Source organism: Rhodococcus sp. PAE-6 (genome assembly GCF_025290685.1).
Lineage (GTDB): Bacteria > Actinomycetota > Actinomycetes > Mycobacteriales > Mycobacteriaceae > Rhodococcus > Rhodococcus pyridinivorans.
Window position 1 is genome coordinate 1 of record NZ_JAOCLZ010000051.1, and the last position, 4,061, is coordinate 4,061.

Here is a 4,061-nt window from a genome sequence, read left to right on the forward strand (position 1 = left end):
TGAGACTTCCCAGTGGGATGTCAGTAGCGATTCCCGTTTCGATGTCAGTGCCTCCTACTTCGTGATCGAATACGTGTGTTCGAGTACCCAGCGCGAGGTTGGGGAGGTCGGCTGGTGGTCGATGCGGGCGCGCGGGCGCTACGGCAGGCTGCGGCGGACCGGCTGGCGGCTTTGGACGAGCGTGGTGAGCTGACAAGCGATCATGTCCGGTTGAGCGCGCAGACGTTGGCCGTCGCTGAGCGGACGGTGTGGCGGTGGTTGGCGGCGCGTCGGGACGGGGTGGGGCCGGTGCCGCGGCGCCGGTTCCGGCTCGATGATGCACTGCGGGTGCGCCTGGCGTATTGGCGCGGCAACGTGATGGCGCTGCATCGGGAGCTGGTGGCGGCCGAGAAGGCGGGTGGCGCACCGGCACCGAGCAAGTCCGCGTTGTATCGGGCGGTGGTGGCCGATGTCAGCGCGGGCGATCGGGCCGGGTTGCGCGCCGGGGAGCGGGCGCGCAGGAGGTTCGACGTGTTCCTGCAGCGACCCCCGTCGCACCGGAACGCGGTGTGGGAGGCCGACCATGTCGAGGCTCCGGTCCAGGTCGAGGCGGACGGGCGGCTGGTCAAGCCGTGGGTGACCTGGTTCGTCGATGCCGCCCATGACGTGATCCTCGGTGTGGCGGTGACACCGCGGATTCCGAACCGGGAGAGCGTGCTGGCGGCGCTGCGGGCGGCGGTGATGCGGCGGGAGCCGTACGGGCCGGCCGGCGGTCTGCCCGCGGTGGTGCGCATCGACCGGGGCAAGGACTTTTTGTCCCACACCGTCGCCGACGCGCTGGGCGCGTTCGCGGTGCGGGTGGACGACCTGCCCGCCTACGGTGCGCACCTGAAGGGCACGGTGGAGACGATCAACGGTGCGGCCGAGAAGATGCTGTTCGCGGGCCTGCCGCGCTACACACACCGGCAGAGGCAGGTCAGCGGCGGCCCGGTCGATCCCGACCAGCCGCCGCTGTCGTTCGAGGCGTTCACCGCCGAGGTGTTGGGCTGGGTGCGGTGGTGGAACACCGAGCACGCGATCACCGAACTGGGGGAGCGGACGCCGATGCAGTCCTGGGCCGACGATCCGACCCCGATCCACGACGCCGACGAGACCCGGTTGTGGATGTTCACTCTCGAAGACGACCGCCGCCGTCGCACGATCACCACCAAGGGGGTCGCCTTCGGTCGCGGCCGCCACTACGTCGCCGACTGGATGGTCGGACTGGTCGGGGCGGGGGTGCGGATCCGGTACATGCCGCACCACACCGGCGAGATCGAGGTGTTCGACGCCGGCACCGGCGCGCATCTGGGCACCGCGGTACTCGCCGATGCCGCACCGCCGCAGACCCGTGCCCGGGTGCAGCAGGCCCGCGCCCGCAAGGCGCGCCGATTGCGGTCGGATCTGGCCGCGGCCGAACGGGAGCGACGGGTCCGGTATGCGGCGTCGACGGTGCCGGAGCCGGCGAAACGACTCGATGCGATGACGACGGCCGAGGCTGCCGCGGTCCTGGCCGCCGAACGCGATACCGACCTGGCGCGGTGGGCGCGCCCGGATCTGATTCCCTTCGACCCGCCGCCGGCGACCTGGCGGTTGCCGGTCGACCCGAATAAGCAGGCACAACCCGACCGAAACGAGGACCGCCGGTGACGAGGACACCCCGCAACCCGGGCCCGGATGTCGACGGCGCCCAGGCCGATCACTTCCTCGGGCTGCCCGGGGCGCACATCGTGGCCACCGACGCGCTGATGTTGACCCGCGACAACCTCGCCGACGTCATCGAGGCCAAGGCGATGATGTGCGTGCACGGCGATGCGGGTGTGGGAAAGACGTTGTCGGTCAATGCCTCGCTCCGCGAGCTTGCGGCGGACACGGTGTGCCGGGTGCAGTTCCGGGCGCGGCCCACCCCACGCGATATCCGGCACACGCTCTTCGACGCGCTCGGTGTCGCCGGAGTGCCGCCGCTGCGGCCGATCGAGTTCGACCAGACACTCAAGAACGTGCTGTCCGAGCGATTCCGGGTCCTGGTCTGCGACGAGGCGCAGTGGATGTCGCGGGAATGCTTCGAATACTGGCGGCACCTGTGGGACGACCGGCGCACCGACATCGCGATCGTGTTCGTCGGAGGCGGCGACTGCTACCACGTGCTCTCCCGCGAACCGATGCTGTCGAGTCGGGTGTACGTGTGGCAGGAATTCCGGCGCATGACCCCCGAGCAGGTGCTGCGGGTGATCCCGGCGTTCCACCCGGTGTGGGAGCACACCGACGCGGACGTCATCGCTTTTGCCGACGCGCACGCCGGGCACGGCAACTTCCGGTCCTGGGCCAAGCTCACCGCGCACACCGTCCGCGCGCTCGAGCGTCTCGACCGCGATCGGATCGACCGCGAGGTGCTGGGCTCGGTGTTCGCGAAGATGTCCGGCCGGAGCGGGTGAGGCGCGACGACCTCGCCCACCGGCCGAGATACGGCCGCCGATGACACCCTCGCCCCGGTCACCGTGCTGCTCGACCGCGAGGACGACGCGCACCTCACCCACACCCTGCTGCGGGCCCACGCTCCCGCGTCCGCAGTGGTGACCGTGCACCCCACCCCCGGCGCATCGACCGCGCCCGCGCTGGCCGAAGACCTGCTGCTCGCCCTCGGGCACTCGCTCGATGGGGCCGGAGCACAAGGAGCGACCGGCTCGGACTCGGTGTGGCGGGCGGTGACCGCGTGGATCCACGGCGACGACATCCGGCACCTGATCGTGCTGCGCGCCCACCGTCTTTCGGCCGCTCAGCACACCTGTCTGCTCCGGCTCCGTCATGACACCGGCGTACACCTGGTACTCGTCTGGCACTCCCGCGACCCGCTCTCACCCCGCCTCGAGATGCCGGCCGGGGTCCGCCACCACGTCACCGACGACCTGGCCGCCCTCACCGGTCGTCTCCCTTCCTCGCGCCGCGACACCCACACGCCGACGGCCGCGTCGGAACTGCCCGCAGTGCCCGACAGCGGCTGCGCCACCTTTCTCGTCGACGCGGCCGCCGCCCTCTCGCGCGCGGACTACGCCCGCGTCGCCGCCATCTACCACCAGGCTGCCGAGACGACCAGTCGACGGCTCACCGCCTGCGGCCGGGCTCCCGATCTGGCCCAGCGGATGCTCGCCTACCTGCCCGCGCCGCGGTCCCACCTGCGCACGCTCTACGGCACGATCCCGCCCGGTCGGATCCGTCGATGGCACGCCACCGTCGGCCTGTACAGGTTTCTCGGGGACCTCGTCGCCGATAGCCCCGGCCGCAACCACACTCTCACCCGGCTCCGTGGCGCCCAGACCGCGTTCGAGCGGCATGGTCTGCCGCTGGCGTTGCCGCCGAATCTGCACTACATGGTCGGGGTGGGGCTGACCACCACCCCGATCGCCGAACACGTCATCGCCCGGATCCGGGCCTGCGTCGCCAACCCGGCACACGCCGCCGCGCTGGCCACCCTGTTGTTCACCGGCGCCACCTACCGTGAGCTGACCGTTCTGCCGCGGCGGGCCCTCACCGGGGACACAGTGATCCTCCCCGGGACCTGCGGTGTCACCCACCCCGCCGACCTGCGAGTCTGGGTGATCCCACCACCGGCGCGACCCCTGCTGCACGCCGCCGCGCTCTTCCAGGAAACACGCACCGTACCCACTGATCGGTTGTTCGCCGACGTGATCGGCAGGACTGGCAGACTGCACCGCACCGCACGCGCCTGCGGGCTGAGGATCCCGGCCCTGCACCCCTGGCGTGACGGCTGGCTCCGCAGCACCGGCATCCTCAACCTCGCCCGGATGTTCCCTGATGCCGTGCCCTGACCCGCCCGTTCGGGCCCGATCGGACCGGCCGCCGCGGACAGCAACCGGAGACGTACTGCTGGGCCAGGACGAAATACATCCTGTTCGCTCGCAAAGCCCCAGGTCCGCCTACCTTCCGGATCAGACCGGGACCTCGCTGACATCGAGTGGGAACACCTACTGACATGGATGGGAAAACCCCAGCTCACGGCACTGACATCCCGATGGGAAGTCTCA

General features: G+C 70.7%; 4 protein-coding genes. All 4 read left to right on the plus strand.

Features of this window, described 5'->3' with window-relative positions:
* On the plus strand, positions 1 to 193 hold a 193-nt coding region (locus tag NVV99_RS26005; RefSeq protein ID WP_260783261.1), incomplete at its 5' end, for a hypothetical protein.
* Positions 194 to 210: 17 nt separating this feature from the next.
* Positions 211 to 1,668 (plus strand): transposase family protein, encoded by a 1,458-nt coding sequence (locus NVV99_RS26010; protein ID WP_231386051.1) that lies wholly within the window; start codon positions 211 to 213, stop codon positions 1,666 to 1,668.
* Positions 1,665 to 2,453: an AAA family ATPase gene (locus NVV99_RS26015; RefSeq protein ID WP_029547278.1), complete on the plus strand. Its 789-nt coding sequence runs from the start codon at positions 1,665 to 1,667 to the stop codon at positions 2,451 to 2,453. The genes NVV99_RS26010 and NVV99_RS26015 overlap by 4 nt, the downstream gene beginning before the upstream one ends.
* Positions 2,454 to 2,516: 63 nt before the next feature.
* On the plus strand, positions 2,517 to 3,845 hold the full coding sequence (locus NVV99_RS26020; RefSeq protein ID WP_029547279.1) for a hypothetical protein: 1,329 nt from the start codon (positions 2,517 to 2,519) through the stop codon (positions 3,843 to 3,845).
* Positions 3,846 to 4,061 lie beyond the last annotated feature (216 nt).